Genomic DNA, 14,781 nt, shown 5'->3' with positions numbered 1-14,781 from the left:
GTGGTGTTTGTGCATAAATTCGGGGAGGGTCTAAAGTCATGCCCTTGACGCCAGTTTTCCGGCCTGAAAATTGAATGGTCATTTGTCCGGCCCGCCACTAAAGTGGCAGCCGGCCTGTAGAGTAGGACACTCAATCAGCCTCCATTCGCACGGTGAGTCAACGATTGACCCATAACGCCATCCAACGCCTTTTGCTCAAACGCTTTGCCCTCGCAGCCGGCACCTACGCCCTGGCTTTACTGCTGCTGTGGCTGGCGTTTTTCACCGGTCATTATGATGAGCCCCTGACGAACGTGGCCGTCGGCAGCGCGCTGGTGGTCATCAGCCAGGCCGCGTTGTTCGCGGTGTTCTACAGCGGTCGGAACCTGCGGTTTTCCGATCCCAGCCTGACCGAAGCGCAGGTGCTGATGGGGCTCGGCTGGCAAACCTGGCTGATCGCCAATCTGGACGAGGCCCGGGGCGCCTTCCTGGTGTTCTACGTGCTGATCCTGCTGTTCGGCCTGTTTCACCTGTCGCGCCGCGCCTTTTTACGGTGCGCGCTGTTGGTGTTTTTCAGTTTCAGCGCGATCACGCTGTGGGAGGGTTACCACTTCCAGCTGGCCGACCCGGCGCTGGCGGCGTTGCAGGTGTGCGTGCTGTTTATCGTGCTGGTCTGGCTGGAGCTTTACGCCCGCTACGTCCAGGCCTCGCGGCAACGGATGCGTCAACGGCGCTTCGCCCTGCAGGCGCATCAGGACACCCTGCGCGGGATGATGCGCCAGCTCGAAGACCTGGTGGCCACCGACGAATTGACCGGGCTGTTCAACCGCCGCCATTTCCTGCGCCTGGCCTCGCGCGAGCTCAACGCCATGGACCCTGGCGTGGTGCATGGCCTGGCGCTGATCGACCTCGACCATTTCAAACGCATCAATGATGTGCACGGCCATGCCGCCGGCGATCAAGTGCTGCAAGCCTTCGCCGGTGTGGCCAGCGCCTGCCTGCGCGAAGGTGATGTGCTGGCCCGTTATGGCGGCGAAGAATTCGTGGTGCTGCTGCCCGATTGCAGCGCCGAGCGCCTGACCTCCTGTTGCGAGCGTCTGCGGATCGCCTTCACCGATGTCGAGTTGATCGGCCTTAAGGTCGGCAATCTCAGTCTGTCGGCGGGCATGACGTTGCTGGAGCTCGGTGATGATCTCGACGACGCCTTGCACCGGGCCGATCAGGCGCTCTATCGCGCCAAGCGCGACGGTCGCAACCGGTGCGCGGCGGCGTGGGAGAACGTCGATGCCTGAGTTGCGGGTGGGCGATCGTCAATGGTCAGTGGCCGTTGGCAGCAACTTGCTCGACGCGTTGAACCAGAACGGCGTGTCCGTTCCCTACAGCTGTCGCGCCGGCAGTTGCCACGCGTGCCTGGTGCAATGCACGCAAGGGCTGCCGAGTGACAGCCGCCCCGATGCCTTGAGCGCGGAGCAACGCCAGCAAGGCTGGCGCCTGGCCTGCCAGTGTCAGGTGATCGAGGATTTGCAGGTTCACACCTTCGACCCGCTGCAGGATGGTCGTCCGGCGCAGGTCGCCGCAGTCGATTGGTTGAGCGCCAGCGTGTTGCGCCTGCGCCTGACCCCTCAGCAGCCGTTGCGCTACAGCGCCGGTCAGCATCTGGTGTTGTGGGCCGGCAACGTCGCGCGGCCGTATTCCCTGGCCAGCCTGCCGGGTGAAGACCGTTTTCTGGAATTCCACCTCGACTGCCGTCAGCCCGGCGAATTCAGTGACGCCGCGCGCCGGTTGCAGATCGGCGATTCGCTGCGTCTCGGCGAGCTGCGCGGCGGCGCCTTGCACTACGACGCCGACTGGCACACCCGGCCACTGTGGTTGATGGCGGCCGGGACGGGATTGGGCCCGTTGTTTGGCGTTCTGCGCGAAGCCCTGCGCCAGGATCACCAGGGCGCCATCCGCGTGATTCACGTAGCCCATGACGCCGATGAGCATTACCTGGCCAAACCCTTGCAGGCCATGGCCGCCAGCCGACCCAACCTCAGCATCGAGCTATGGACACCGACCGAGTTGCCCGCGGCTTTGGCGCAACTACGGCTTGTTTCCCGGCAAACCCTGGCCTTACTCTGCGGATCTCCCGACAGCGTCGGCGCCTTTGCCCGGCGCCTGTACCTGGCGGGACTGCCGCGCAATCAACTGCTGGCCGACGTCTTCCTGCCCCGCGGTTGAGCGCTGACTTTTCAGACGCGAGACCTTCCATGACCGATGCCATCCAGATTGAACGCGAACGCGGCCTGCTGACCCTGCGCCTCAACCGCCCCGACAAGAAAAACGCCCTGACCCGCGCCATGTACAGCCATCTGGCCGAAGCGCTGAAGCTGGCCGATGCCGACCCGGACATCAACGCCGTACTGATCACCGGGTCGAGTGAATGCTTCACCGCCGGCAACGACATCGCCGACTTTCTGCAGGAACCACCAAGTGGCCTCGACAGCCCGGTGTTCCAGTTCATGCTCACGCTGCTGGAATGCCGCAAACCGGTGGTTGCCGCCGTGGCCGGCGCGGCGGTGGGGATTGGCACGACGCTGCTGTTGCATTGCGACCTGGTGTACATCGCTCGTGATGCGCGCTTGCGCATGCCGTTCGTCAATCTCGGGTTGTGCCCCGAGTTTGGTTCCAGCCTGTTGTTGCCTCGTTTGCTTGGACACGCCAAAGCCTCGGAACTGTTGCTCCTGGGCGAAGGTTTCAGTGGTGAGCAGGCGGCCGAATGGGGGATCGCGACTGAAGCCCTGGGCAGTGGCGAAGCGGCGTTGTCCAAGGCGCGGGAGATGGCGCTGCGTTTCGAATCACTGCCACCGGAGGCGGTGCGCATCAGCAAGCAATTGATGAAAGCCCCGGACCGCGAGCAACTGCGCAAGGTGATCGAAGAGGAGGGTGCGTTGTTCACCCAGCGGCTGCGTTCGCCGGAGGCCATTGCTGCGTTGTCGGGGTTTATCAACCGGCATTGATTTGGCGGCGGCCAGGCGGGCCTCATCGCCGGCAAGCCGGTCTCGCTCCCACATTGGAATGCATTTCACCTGTGGGAGCGAGCCTGCTCGCGAAGTGGGCGGTTCAGGCAACACATGTTCTGGATCAGAAACGCAAAATTCCGCCATTCACAGGACGGGGCATTGTTTTCCGACACCTAGACACCATTCAAAAGGCGGACGACGATCGCAGCCTTGCTGTAGACAGAGCCCAAATCGTTAGCGACCAGCAGGATTTTTTTATCGGCCTGCAAACCCATCCCGTTCGCGAGGGCGGTATGCCCCGGTATATCGGTAATGACATAGCCCAACCCTCTGCCAAAGGTTGTATCGCGCTGCGCATCGCTCAGGTATTTCGCAGTCACGAATTTCGGGGTTGAACCGACGAAGTATCTTCCTGAGGCGATGATCTTGTCGTCGTCTGCCTCGACGCTTGAAAACATAACTTGCTGAGGAGGATTTAACCCTTCTTCGAGATGGGAGCCGTTATTGAAGGTCCGATCAATCAGGCCACTGGATGTATAAACCGCCAGCAAACCTCGACGCTGAGCAAATCCGAAGCCGGCAGCCACAGTCCGGCCATCGGGCAGTACTGCAACAGACAGGAATTGAAAACTCGGCCCGACCAGTAGTATGAATCCGGTGCCGGCAAAAACCCGGTCGACACTCCCATCCAGAAGAAAGCGCGCGATCAGTGCAGCGCCGCCCGCCCAACCACAGACGGTAATTGTCCCATTCTCCACGGCGATACCATTGAACGAGTTGCGGACGCCGAGCACACCGGAAAGGGTTGCATGCCCATTTTTGCCAAATGTCGTGTCTACGGTTCCGTCCTTTTTGAAACGCGATACCGCACCCACGACAAAACCAAGCGTCGGATCAATACCGGTGGAAATGAGGTAGATCATGTCGCCCATCAAACAGACTCTGTTGTTTGGAGACGTCGCGAATTGTACGAAACCAGCCGATATCGGTGGCTGGGCGTCGGCACTGAACGGGGATTTCAAAACCATAAATCCACCGACGCCGAAACGCCTGTCCAGCGCGCCGTTATCGGTCAGCCGAATCAACACCTGGGCTTCCGTTACCGCTCCTGCCCCGCCGGGGTTGTAACCCACTGAAACAAGAGTCAGGTCTTCCCCCAGGACGCTCACAAAAAAAAGCTGGATGGGTGAAGTGGACAGGTTTTCATCGGGCAACTTTACGTGCGCAGTACCGAATGTTCCGAAGCTGAAATCGAGTGTTCCATCCTGCAAGAGGCGAGTAACGCTGACATGTTCGGCAGTCTGGGTGTTTCGCTCCCAGCTGCCGCCTAGCATGTAGATTTTTCCATCGGGGCCTTCTGTTACACATTGGCCGTGGGTGATTGGAAAATCGGGAAAACTAAGTACCAGTCTCCCGGCATTCGCGAAAGCTGGATCGAGTTCGCCCGGCGCAAGCGTTGGTGATGTGGTCATTTTATATTCCTTCAATCAAACAACGGTTGAGCCCCCAGGCGCGGTGGATGAACGACTGCTCCAGTGAAAGACGACGCGCCTTGAAGAGTGATGTTTGGCGAGAAGCCAACCGTATTAAGCGAAGGGCACAGAAGGCTGTCTACTGTCAGATTTGACAGGTGATGACCTAATTGGCTGATCTACAGGCGAAAAAAAGCCCCGCCATTCACATGGCGGGGCTTTCTTTTTTCAACAACTGCTCACTCAGACCTGCGGATCGCCAACGTGCAGGATCTTCATCCCGTTGGTGCCGCCGGTGGTGTGGTAGCTGTCGCCCTTGGTCAGGATGACCCAGTCACCTTTTTCCACGACGCCGCGCTTGACCAGCTCGTCGATCGCCTTCTGGCTCACTTCGTGCGGCTCCAGCGAGGCCGGGTCGAACGGAATGGTGTACACGCCACGGAACATCGCGGCGCGCGCCTGGGTTTCGCGGTGCGGCGAGTACGCGTAGATCGGCACCGAAGAACGGATACGCGACATGATCAGCGGGGTGTAGCCGCTTTCGGTCAACGCGATGATCGCCTTCACACCCGGGAAGTGGTTGGCGGTGTACATGGTCGCCAGCGCAATGCTTTCGTCGCAGCGGGTGAATTCCTTGCCGATGCGGTGGCTGGACGTCTTGCCGGTCGGGTGCTTTTCAGCGCCGACGCAGATACGCGCCATCGCCTGCACGGCTTCCAGTGGATACAGACCGGCAGCGGATTCGGCGGACAGCATCACGGCGTCGGTGTAGTCCAGCACGGCGTTGGCTACGTCGGACACTTCGGCGCGGGTCGGCATCGGGTTCTGGATCATCGACTCCATCATCTGGGTCGCGACGATCACCGCCTTGTTGTGACGGCGTGCGTGCAGAATGATCTTCTTCTGAATGCCTACCAGCTCGGCGTCGCCGATTTCCACGCCCAGGTCGCCACGGGCAACCATCACCGCGTCGGAAGCCTGAATCAGGCCATCGAGGGTTTCGTCGTCGGCCACGGCTTCGGCGCGTTCGATCTTCGCCACCAGCCAGGCGGTGCCGCCGGCTTCGTCGCGCAGTTGACGGGCGTAGTTCATGTCGGCGGCGTCACGCGGGAAGGACACCGCGAGGTAGTCGACTTCCATCTCCGCAGCGAGCTTGATGTCGGCCTTGTCTTTCTCGGTCAGGGCCGGTGCGGTCAGGCCGCCACCGCGACGGTTGATGCCTTTATGGTCGGACAGCGGGCCGCCGATGGTCACGGTGCAGTTCAGTTCGGTGGCGGTGGCGGTATCGACGCGCATGACCACGCGACCGTCGTCGAGCAGCAGCTCGTCGCCCACGCCGCAATCTTTGACCAGGTCCGGGTAGTCGATGCCGACTACTTGCTGGTTGCCTTCGGTCAGAGGATGGCTGGTGGAGAAGGTGAATTGATCACCGATCTTCAGCTCGATCTTCTTGTTGGCGAATTTGGCGATACGGATTTTCGGGCCTTGCAGGTCACCCAGCAGGGCAACGAAGCGGCCGTGCTTGGCAGCGAGGTCACGCACCAGCTTCGCGCGAGCCTTGTGCTCGTCGGGGGTGCCGTGGGAGAAGTTCAGGCGGGCGACGTCCAGGCCAGCCAGAATCAGCTGTTCGAGAACTTCCGGCGAGTTACTGGCCGGGCCAAGGGTAGCGACGATTTTGGTACGACGGACGGACATGCAAAGACTCCTGAGTTCAAGCGCTGAGTGAGGCTACTATGCTCTTGGGGTGTAGTCATTGTTCATGTGCACTACTTATTCGTTTCTTTCTTTAAACGAACATTCCTGAAGATTTCCGCCAACGGGTCGATACAGAGCTCAAGACAGGAGAACCCTCATGCGATTTGCGCTCATAGCCGTCCTTGCCCTCAGTGTTGTGGGCTGCACCCGTTTTGCCATGAACCATCATTTGAACAACGCCTACAAGGCGTACGATCGTGGCAATTGCGAGCAAGTGACCCTCGAACTGTCGAAAGTCGAACGTGACAGCCGCGCGCGGCCTTACGTGTGGCCGGAAGTCTCGATGTTGCGCGGTTTGTGCCTGGAACGGCAGAAACTGTTCGTCGATGCCGGGCAGACCTACCAGTTCATCATCGCTTCGTACCCGCAAAGCGAATACGCCTACCGCGCCCAGGCGCGCCTGGACACCTTGCAGTCGCTGGGTCACTTCCCGTTGCGCAGTTCGGCGCCGGCGGCGGTGCGTCCGACACGCTTCTGATTGTGGTCGTCATTCCATAACTGGCTCACTCGCGAGGGTGAGCTATAGTCGAATAAACCGGTTCCAGAGCCTTGCCTCTGGACCGAGGCAACACCTGTGATCGGCAGGAGTCAGCGGCAGCGGTTGCATGGACTGTCGCACCGGGATCGGGGAGAGCGCGCCCATTGCGGCCCGTTCCGAAGCATTAGTGCGGCCCTGCTTAAGGGCCTTGCTGGGCGAATATCGCATGTTCACTGACCGCCGTATCGAGCGGCATCAACTGCCGTATTTTCTGAAAGTGTTCAACAGTGTCACCGACAAACCGATGGGGTACCTGGGCAACGTCTCCGAAGACGGACTGATGCTCATCAGCCAGTTGCCGATGTTGATCGGCGCCGATTTCGATCTGCGCCTGAAGATTCCCATGGCCGACGGTTGCCAGCAGGTGATCGATCTCCGGGCGTGTTGCCTGTGGTGTCACGAAGACGCGACCCCCCACCATTACGACGCCGGGTTCAGCCTGCAACGGGCACCGCCGGAGTATGAGCAACTGGTGGAGGCGCTGAAGATGTACTTCAGTTTTCAGCCGTTGCCGGCTTCAGCCTGAACACACGAATCGTGCGCTGAATGATGACCTGTAGGAGCCAGCTTGCTGGCGATGGCGTCCGTGAAATCGCCATCGCCAGCAAGCTGGCTCCTACAGGGTTTAGGCCGGTCTGGTGGTTTGTGGGTTATTCAGTGATTTTTCTACCAGCATCAATCCCAACTCACTCAACTGATAATCGCCACGGCCATGTGCCGCGCCTTGTCGTCGAGGCTGTCGGCCAGGTCGAGCAGCAGGTCGTTGACGGAGCAAAAGGTTTCGAAGGCTTGGATGGTGATGGATCGCGGGTCGACGATGAAGGTCGACATGCCGTTTATGTGGGGATTCGGTATTTGTTTGGACATTCCGTTTCACTCCAATGTAGCTGTCACCGACTCGCGACTAAACAAGGGTGGCGGCTGAACGCAGGTTAGTCGACCGAGGAAACGGAAACCCGGCGCACCCGAAGGTGCCCTGCGCACAGCCACCATGAAGGTCAGGGATGGGGATCACCTGACTTCACGACACTTGTGCACATCCGTTAAACCCTCGGGCGACTAAACCCGATCGCTGGAAATCAGCGACGCGGATCAAGTTACGTGGCGAGCCCAAGGCGCACAAGCCGGCGGATTCTGGTTGATCTGTAGGCAAAGACGCAACCTTTGTAGGAGCGAGCTTGCTCGCGATGGACGTCAACGAAAACGCTGACAGCCTGATACCCCGCGACTCTTTCGATCATCGCGAGCAAGCTCGCTCCTACAGGGTTTGGTGGCGTCAAAACGCACCGGATTTTTTCCATTCCAGATAGCGCGTGACGAGTGCAGGCCCCACTTCATGGGCACTTGTATCCAGCACCGGCACGTCATGGGCCTTCAGTCGTTCATGCAGTTCGGCCCGTGCATTCAAGTAATCCACCGTCCCACAATAAGCCAATGCGTCTGACAGCGTTTGCACCGTTGTCTGACGCAAACTGTCGAGGATGTCTTCACGCAGGCTCGCGATCAGCACCCGATGCTGCTTGCTCAGGCGTTTGACGGCCGTGAGCAGTTCCTCATCGTCCTCGTCCCGAAGGTTGGTCACCAGTACCACCAGTGAGCGGCGTTTTTGCCGGGCCAGCAATTGGGTCGCCGCGGCTTGATAGTCGGCGCTGCGTTGAGTGCTGTTCAGGTCGTAAACGGTGTTGAGCAACACGCTGAGTTGCCCGGCACCCTTGACGGGGGCGAGATGGCGGGGACTATCGGTGGCAAAGGTGCTGAGGCCGACCGCATCGCCTTGTCGCAAGGCGATATAGCTCAACAACAGACAGGCATTCAACGCGTGATCGAAATGCGCCAGCTCCCCATCCTGACTGCGCATGCGTCGGCCGCAATCGAGCATGAAAATGATCTGCTGATCACGCTCATCCTGATACTCCCGGGCAATGGGCGTACGCTGACGGGCGGTGGCTTTCCAGTCGATCTGGCGCAGGCTGTCGCCTTCGCGGAATTCCCGCAGCTGATGAAACTCCAGGCCCAGGCCACGTCGTTGCCGCTGGCGCACGCCGAGCTGGCTGAGCCAGTTATCCACCGCCAGTAATTGGCCGCCGTAGAGGCGGGCGAAGTCGGGGTAGACGCGGGTCTGGTCGGGCACGTTCAGCAAACGTTTATCGGACCACAGACCCAAGGGGCTCGGCAGGTTTGTTTCACAATACTCAAAGCTGAAGTGGCCACGTTTGAGTGGGCGCACGCGATAGCCGATCTGGCTGTGCTGGCCGGGTTGCAGCTCGACTGACAACGGCAGGTTTTCGAAGCTCAGGCCGTCGGGTACATGGTCGTAGAGCTGGATAGTCAGCGGCTCGGGCAAATCATGCTCGACGTCGAGCCGCACTTCGCTCCAGCGACCCAGCGCCAGGCTGCCGGGCATGTGCCGCTTGATCCGCGGCGCGGGCAGGCGTTTGAGGCGCGCGGCGTCGAGCAGGGCCAAGGCCAGCAGCGCCAGCAACAATCCCCAGTTGATCGACAGCAGTGTGGGTGGAACGGCGAACCCCAGCGCCCGCAATGCGCCCAGCACAATGCCGATGGCCAGTAAAATGGCCAGCCAGCCCAGCAGCAGGCGCGAGGGTTTCACAGGCGCGGCGCCGGCACTTGGTCGAGCAGTTGCTGCAGGACGTTATCAACCTCCATGCCTTCGATATCCAACTCCGGCGCGATGCGCACTCGATGGCGCAACACCGCCAGCGCACAGCCCTTGATGTCATCCGGAATCACGAACTCGCCGCCACGCAACAAGGCGCGCGCCCGCGCACAACGCACCAGCGCGATGGACGCCCGAGGCCCTGCGCCGAGGGTCAGGCCCGGCCAGGAGCGGGTGCTGCGGGCCAGGCGCACGGCGTAATCGAGGACCTGATCGTCCAGTGGCAAATCACTGGCGATGCGTTGCAGGGCCATCACATCCTTGGCTTGCAGCACGGTGCGCAGCGGCTGCACGTCGAGCATGTCGGCGCGGGTCGAGCGGCTGACCTGACGCACCATGTCGAGCTCTTGTTCGGCCTGCGGATATTCCATGCGCACCTTGAGCATGAAGCGATCGAGCTCGGCTTCCGGCAGGGGATAGGTGCCTTCCTGTTCGATCGGGTTTTGCGTGGCGAGCACCATGAACGGCTGCACGATGGGCAGGGCGCGGCCTTCGAGCGTGACCTGGCGTTCCTGCATGGCTTCGAGCAGCGCGGCCTGGGTTTTTGCCGGGGCACGGTTGATTTCGTCGGCAAGCAGCAGATTGGTGAACAACGGCCCTTTGCGCAGTTTGAATTGCTCGGTCTGCAAGTCGTACACGGCGTGCCCGGTGACATCGCTGGGCATCAGGTCCGGGGTGAACTGGATGCGCGCGAATTCACCGCCGAAGCAGCGGGCGAGGGCGCGCACCAGCAACGTCTTGCCTAATCCCGGCACGCCTTCGAGCAACACGTGACCACCGGCAATCAACGCGGTGAGCACATCATCGATCACCCTGTCCTGGCCGATCACGGCTTTCTGCAATTCCGCCCGAACCGCCTGGGCCAGGTGACTGGCGCGCTGGCGCTGCTGCTCTGCGTGGCTCGGGGCGTCGGGCTCGACGTGTTCACTCATAAGGCATTCCTCAAGGTTTGCAGGTGGGCGACCTGACGGCTGAATTCAACGCTGGACAGCCGTTGCTTCGGTCTCGGGCTCATGGCCTGGCTGATGGCGCGTGTGGGTTGGCCGGTCAGGCGCGCGAGCACCAGCCATTGTTCGGCGACGCCGAGTTGTTCAAAGCCGGGATGCCGTCGCCGGACCCGGCGCAGGATGTCTTGCTGCAAGGCTTGCAACAGGTTCGCCTGGCCGCCGCGGCGCCACATGAAATCGGCGCTGGCGCGCAGGTGTTCCTGGAGTTGCCGACGGCCGCTCGGCGCCGGTTCTATCAGCGGGCCCTGACGCACGCCGACATGCCACAGACCCAGTCCGATCAGCGCGGCGAGCGCAACCAACGCTTGGGGGAAATAGCGCAGCAGCAAAGTCAGCAGGCTGTCGTGATCGGTGTTGAACAACAGCGTCACGTTCGTGTCCGCAGTCAGATACCAGAGCAGCCAGGCGTTGTCGTACTGGTCGATGGCCGGGGTTTTCCACAGGTCGGCGTCGGTGACCACAATGATCGAACCGAGGCCGTGGTTGAGCTGCATCATGTGCGTGGCCTTGGCGCTGTTGGCCCAGGCTTGCGCGAGATTTTTCGGGTCCTCGAGATGGAAGGCGGTATCGAACGTGGCGTAGGCCGGGGCGTCTTCATCCTCGAGATAGAGTTTGGTCAGTTTGGGGTACGGATCCTTGTCGGCATCGGGCGGAGGGTCTTTCAGGTCTTTGCTCAATGACTGGTGGACCTGCACCCGGTCGAGCAGCAGGTCATTGCTCTGGCCAAGCTTTTCATCCCACAGGGATTCGGCGACGAACAGCAGGCGCCCGCCGGCGCGAGTCCAGTTCATCACCTGGTCGATCTGGCGCGGGGTCATGCGTGAACGGTCGCCGAGCAGCAACAGGCTGTGCTGGCGGGGTTCCAGCGTTGGCAGCACGTCGAGGCTGTTGGCGTGGTTGACGGTCAGGCCCTGTTTGCCCAGGAAATGTTCGGCAGCCAGATAAGGATTGGCCAGGGCTTCGGGTGAGGGACCGTGATCGATTTCTGCCTGATAGGGCGTGGCCTTGGTGTACAGGAAAACACTCAGTGCAGCCAACAGCAGGGCGATGCACACGCCAGCCGCGAGCCATAGCCGCCGGTTCAACGCGCCGCTCCCGGGCCGAACAAGGTTCGCCAGCCGTCACACAATTCCTGTTGCAGATGCGCGGGTGGCAGGCGATGCCCGTAGGCCATGTTCTGCCAGTGGCCGGTCAGGTTCTTGCTGAAAGCGAGCAGCTCGGGTTGTTGCAGGTGCGCGACGCGTTCCAGCACCTGACCTTCGGTGTCGGCGGGTTTCAGCGCCATGTTGTAGTCGTGCAGCAAATGGCTGAGCAAGGCGCGATAGAGTAAACCGAGCGCTTCTCTCGGGTTGGATTGCCAGAGGTTTTCGGCACTGGTGGCGATGTCGGCGGGCAGGGTTTCGCGGTTGAGGTCCAGGCCGAACGCCTGTTGCGGCAGTGGGCGGGAAACCTTTTGTCTTGGCGCCGGGCGGCGACTGACAAAGGCCTGCAACCAGTCGCGGTAGCGCCAGATCAGCAAACCAATGGCGCTGATCACGGCCCCCCACAGCAGAATTTCAATCAGGGTCGCCAGTGCGCCGAAGCGCTGGTTATCCAGCAATTTGAACAGCGCCTTCAGCCATTCGGGTGCTTTGCCGTCGCCTGCTTTCTCGTCGGCGGGTTTGTCCTCACCAAAACGATAGCGGGTGACGCTGTCCTTGTTCTTGAACGGTGGCTGTTCGAGGATCGCCTTGATGCTGTCCCGGGACGCCTGGCTGGTCAGTGGCTGGTCCAGCAGGCGTGGACTGTCAGGAGCAAGGTCGGGCTCGGCGGCCCACACGGATTGCGCCGTTGGCATCAGCAGGAAAGTGGCCAGCAGCAACGTAACGGCGACGCTGCTCACGCGCTGACGCAGGCGGCGGAACACCAGTTCGATGTCCCAGGCTTCCAGCACCGTGCGCCGGTTCAGGTAAAGGCTGAAACCGCAGGCCACGTAAATCGGTTCCCACACCACCAGCACCAGCACGTAAAACGCGTTGGTCAGGTGCTCCAGCCAGCGCCAGTCCTGGGTGGCGGCGGACAGCAAGGTCTGCCAGCTCCAGTCGAGTTCGACCTGTGGCGGCAGGAGCAGGTAGAACAGCACCATCAAGCCGATCCACAGCGCACTTTCCAGATGCACGCCAATGATCGTCAGCCAGCGCGCAGCTCCACCGTCGCGTTGCAACAGCACCTGCAAACGCTGCTGCCGTTCCAGGCCACTCAAGCCTTCGAGTTGCACCACCGGCATCAGGAAACTGCGGCTCAGGCTCAAGCGGCGCCAGGTCAGGCTGGCCAGTAATTGGGGCTTGAGCAGGCGTGGCCATTGGCGCAACGCCTGCTTCAGCGTGGGCGTTTCGCCGAACATGGCTTTGGACAGGATGTACAGCGGCAGGCGTTCGAACGCCGGTTTCAGCCACCAGAAGATGAACACAGCGAGGGAAGGGGAATCCCACAGCAGCGCGCTGAGCACAACGAAAAATGGCAGCGTCACCAGCGCCCAACTGGTCATCAGCAGGCGTCGATGTCGCTGGCTCAGCAGCACGCCGAGGTCCATGGCTTCCCAGGTGGTTCGCGGGCGGATCACCACGGTCGCGTCACTCAGGCGCATGGCGAGTCCGTCCGGCAAACAGCAGATAACTCAGCACCAGCATCCAGAGCGCGGCACCCACCAGGTATTTGGTCAGCGGTGTGGGGCCGGTCATCGACGACCAGTAGGCTTCGATAAACGCCGCGATCAGCAGAAACAGCATGACCCCGCAGATCAGCAACACGCTCTTGCGTGCGGCGATTCGCAAGGCCTCGCCGCGCGGCAGTCGCCCCGGTGCGATCAGGGCCCAGCCCAGTTGCAGCCCGGCGGCACCCGCCAGGGCAATGGCACTGAGTTCGAAGGCGCCGTGACCGATCACGAACGACCAGAAGGTTTGCCCGTAGCCGATTTGCGTCAGGTGCCCGGCCACTGCGCCAATCGTCAGGCCGTTGAAGAACAGGAAAAACGCGCTGCCCACGCCAAACAGCAAACCGCTGGCAAAGGTCTGAAAGGCGATGCCGATGTTGTGCATGATGTAGAAACCGAACATCACCCAGTCTTCACTCGCGGCCCGTTCCGCCGAGCGCCCCAGGTGGCCGGCGTTGGGGTCGTACATGCTTTGCATGTCGCTGACCTGTTCGGCCGGGATCAGGTTGTAGACCAGGTCCGGGAACAGGTACACCAGCAGCGCGATGCCGATCAGGCTGCCGAAAAACATCAGGCTGGCGGCGAGCACGAAGCGCCATTGCTCGCGCACCAGACGCGGGAAATCCGCGAGGATGAACCCCAGCGCATTGGCGCCCAAACGGCTGCGATGGCGATAGAGCTGTTGGTGTCCGCGCAGTACCTGTTGCTGCAACGAGTCGATCAGGAAACTGCTGTAGCCGCGTTCCCGGGCCAGGGCCAGTTGCTGGCAAAGCCTTCGATAGTCTTTCGGGAAACTGGCGGCCCGTGAGGCGTCCTTGTTCTGTTCCAGCCGGTCGAGCAGGAGGGCAAACTGCGCCCATTCAGCCTTGTGGCGATTCTCGAAAAGACTTTGCTTCATGTGGGGCCCAACAAGCCGCGGGCGATGCCGTTGAGTTCCGCCACGGCGCGTGGTGCGGGGACGTTCAACGGTTGCGCGAGGATTGTGGCGAGCTCGGTGACCCGTGCGTCGGAGAGTTCACCCTGGCGTTCGGCGAACCCGAGGATCGCGCGTTGTTCAGTCAGCGTCAGGGGGAAGGCCGGGCGTCGCGGTTCGGCGTCGGGCACTTGCGGGCGGCGGAGCGGCTGTTCGCGGTAGATGACCAGCGTGCCGGCGGCCAGGTCGCCGAGGCGCTTGAAGTTGGGATGTTGCAGGCAACTGATGGCGCCGAGGAAGTAGCCGAACGGCAGCAGGTCGACGAAGCGCAGCAGGTTGCGCAACAGCGAAGCGGACCAGCCGATCGGCGTGCCGTCGTCCTGCACCACCCGCAGGCCCATCCAGTGCTTGCCCGGCGAGCGGCCCTGATTGAGCACTTCGAACAGCACCATGTACCACCAGCTCACGCCGAACAGCAGGATCGAGCCCAGCCCGGCACCGAGCTTTCCGAGAAACGCGAGGACAATGAACAGCAGCCCCAGGATCAACCCGCGCAGCCCGAGGTCGATGGCGAACGCCAGCGCACGGACCATCAACCCGGCCGGGCGCAGTGGCAAGTCGATACCTTCCGGCGTTTCAACCTGATGCCGCGTATCCAGTGGCGGGGACAGCGTCGCTTTCCTTGGCAGTGCTGTGGTCTCGAGCATGGGCAACCTGATGATGAGGCCTGATCGGGATTCTCTGTGCGC

At 61.5% G+C, this 14,781-nt stretch carries 14 protein-coding genes; 5 read left to right on the top strand and 9 right to left on the bottom strand.

What is annotated here, in order from left to right:
• Window positions 1-164: 164 nt before the first annotated feature.
• The 3 genes from ACF6ZU_RS06290 to ACF6ZU_RS06280 are packed head-to-tail and all read left to right on the top strand — an operon-like array spanning window position 165 to window position 2,978.
• On the top strand, window positions 165-1,271 hold the full coding sequence (locus tag ACF6ZU_RS06290) for a diguanylate cyclase domain-containing protein (protein WP_392890992.1): 1,107 nt from the start codon (window positions 165-167) through the stop codon (window positions 1,269-1,271).
• Window positions 1,264-2,199: an iron-sulfur-binding ferredoxin reductase gene (locus tag ACF6ZU_RS06285; protein ID WP_392890991.1), complete on the top strand. Its 936-nt coding sequence runs from the start codon at window positions 1,264-1,266 to the stop codon at window positions 2,197-2,199. Before ACF6ZU_RS06290 ends, ACF6ZU_RS06285 begins: the two co-directional genes overlap by 8 nt.
• 29 nt (window positions 2,200-2,228) lie before the next feature.
• Window positions 2,229-2,978, top strand: a complete 750-nt coding sequence (locus tag ACF6ZU_RS06280) for an enoyl-CoA hydratase-related protein (protein ID WP_392890990.1) — start codon at window positions 2,229-2,231, stop codon at window positions 2,976-2,978.
• 176 nt (window positions 2,979-3,154) lie between these two features.
• Here ACF6ZU_RS06280 and ACF6ZU_RS06275 read toward each other — a convergent pair whose 3' ends face one another.
• The gene (locus tag ACF6ZU_RS06275; RefSeq protein ID WP_392890989.1) at window positions 3,155-4,453 is read right to left on the bottom strand and encodes a hypothetical protein; all 1,299 of its coding nucleotides are present in this window, start codon (window positions 4,451-4,453) and stop codon (window positions 3,155-3,157) included.
• A gap of 243 nt (window positions 4,454-4,696) precedes the next feature.
• Complete coding sequence (gene pyk, locus ACF6ZU_RS06270) at window positions 4,697-6,148, bottom strand: pyruvate kinase (RefSeq protein WP_392890988.1); 1,452 nt, start codon at window positions 6,146-6,148, stop codon at window positions 4,697-4,699.
• 157 nt (window positions 6,149-6,305) lie between these two features.
• Between pyk and ACF6ZU_RS06265 the strand changes: the two genes are divergently transcribed.
• Both ACF6ZU_RS06265 and ACF6ZU_RS06260 read left to right on the top strand, forming a co-directional pair.
• The gene (locus ACF6ZU_RS06265) at window positions 6,306-6,686 is read left to right on the top strand and encodes a tol-pal system YbgF family protein (RefSeq protein WP_392890987.1); all 381 of its coding nucleotides are present in this window, start codon (window positions 6,306-6,308) and stop codon (window positions 6,684-6,686) included.
• Between the two features lie 226 nt (window positions 6,687-6,912).
• A complete protein-coding gene (locus tag ACF6ZU_RS06260; protein WP_392890986.1) occupies window positions 6,913-7,272 on the top strand; it encodes a PilZ domain-containing protein in 360 nt (119 codons plus the stop codon).
• A 164-nt stretch (window positions 7,273-7,436) separates the two neighbouring features.
• Here ACF6ZU_RS06260 and ACF6ZU_RS06255 read toward each other — a convergent pair whose 3' ends face one another.
• The 7 genes from ACF6ZU_RS06255 to ACF6ZU_RS06225 all read right to left on the bottom strand — a co-directional run bounded on the left by ACF6ZU_RS06255 (window position 7,437) and on the right by ACF6ZU_RS06225 (window position 14,739).
• Window positions 7,437-7,613, bottom strand: coding sequence for a DUF6124 family protein (locus ACF6ZU_RS06255; protein ID WP_392890985.1), 177 nt, complete (start codon window positions 7,611-7,613; stop codon window positions 7,437-7,439).
• 409 nt (window positions 7,614-8,022) lie between these two features.
• Window positions 8,023-9,354 carry a DUF58 domain-containing protein gene (locus ACF6ZU_RS06250; protein ID WP_392890984.1) on the bottom strand — a complete coding sequence of 444 codons (1,332 nt, stop codon included), beginning with the start codon at window positions 9,352-9,354 and terminating at the stop codon, window positions 8,023-8,025.
• Window positions 9,351-10,352, bottom strand: a complete 1,002-nt coding sequence (locus tag ACF6ZU_RS06245) for an AAA family ATPase (RefSeq protein WP_392890983.1) — start codon at window positions 10,350-10,352, stop codon at window positions 9,351-9,353. The genes ACF6ZU_RS06250 and ACF6ZU_RS06245 overlap by 4 nt, the downstream gene beginning before the upstream one ends.
• A complete protein-coding gene (locus tag ACF6ZU_RS06240; RefSeq protein WP_392890982.1) occupies window positions 10,349-11,512 on the bottom strand; it encodes a DUF4350 domain-containing protein in 1,164 nt (387 codons plus the stop codon). Before ACF6ZU_RS06240 ends, ACF6ZU_RS06245 begins: the two co-directional genes overlap by 4 nt.
• The gene (locus ACF6ZU_RS06235) at window positions 11,509-13,053 is read right to left on the bottom strand and encodes a DUF4129 domain-containing protein (protein ID WP_392890981.1); all 1,545 of its coding nucleotides are present in this window, start codon (window positions 13,051-13,053) and stop codon (window positions 11,509-11,511) included. Before ACF6ZU_RS06235 ends, ACF6ZU_RS06240 begins: the two co-directional genes overlap by 4 nt.
• Complete coding sequence (locus ACF6ZU_RS06230; protein ID WP_392890980.1) at window positions 13,040-14,017, bottom strand: stage II sporulation protein M; 978 nt, start codon at window positions 14,015-14,017, stop codon at window positions 13,040-13,042. Before ACF6ZU_RS06230 ends, ACF6ZU_RS06235 begins: the two co-directional genes overlap by 14 nt.
• The gene (locus ACF6ZU_RS06225; RefSeq protein WP_392890979.1) at window positions 14,014-14,739 is read right to left on the bottom strand and encodes an RDD family protein; all 726 of its coding nucleotides are present in this window, start codon (window positions 14,737-14,739) and stop codon (window positions 14,014-14,016) included. Before ACF6ZU_RS06225 ends, ACF6ZU_RS06230 begins: the two co-directional genes overlap by 4 nt.
• Window positions 14,740-14,781 lie beyond the last annotated feature (42 nt).

The sequence above is a fragment of the Pseudomonas migulae genome, from assembly GCF_043225285.1.
Classification (GTDB): Bacteria; Pseudomonadota; Gammaproteobacteria; order Pseudomonadales; family Pseudomonadaceae; genus Aquipseudomonas; species Aquipseudomonas migulae_C.
The sequence above is the reverse complement of the archived record's forward strand: the minus strand, read 5'-3'. Positions and strand labels throughout refer to the sequence as shown.